General features: G+C 63.8%; 1 protein-coding gene. It reads left to right on the top strand.

Translation table 11 applies throughout. The features are described 5' to 3' along the window. A partial coding sequence (locus PL640_RS25525; protein WP_271363874.1) for a cobaltochelatase subunit CobN occupies positions 1-458 on the top strand: 458 nt, incomplete at both ends.

Here is a 458-nt window from a genome sequence, read left to right as displayed (position 1 = left end):
CGACATGTTTCCGGCGCTGATCGCGCTTCTCGACGCCGCCACCAAAGCCGTCGCGCGCAGGGATGAAGCGCCGGGCGACAATCCGCTTGCGGAAGAGGCCGCAGCGCTCGGGCATATCCCGGCGCGCATCTTCGGTTCTGCGCCCGGCACCTATGGCGCGGGTATCGAGGAAAAGCTGGCGGGCGGTACCTGGGAGGAACGCGAGGAGCTGGGGCGGGCATATCTCGAGGCTGCAAACCATGCTTTTGGCGGCGCCGATGGACTCGACATCGTTGAGGATGCCGGCTTTACCGAACTTGTGCGCCGGGCCGATCTTCTCGTTCATACCGGCGATGATCCCGGTGGGGATTTGCTCGACGGTTCGTCTGATGTCGCCTTCATTGGCGGTTTTTCCGCTGCGAAGGCTGCGCTCGGGGATATTGCCGATATCGTTGCCTTGGATACGACCGATCCGGCCC

The sequence above is a fragment of the Agrobacterium sp. ST15.16.024 genome (assembly GCF_027956545.1).
GTDB lineage: Bacteria > Pseudomonadota > Alphaproteobacteria > Rhizobiales > Rhizobiaceae > Agrobacterium > Agrobacterium cucumeris.
The sequence above is the reverse complement of the archived record's forward strand: the minus strand, read 5'-3'. Positions and strand labels throughout refer to the sequence as shown.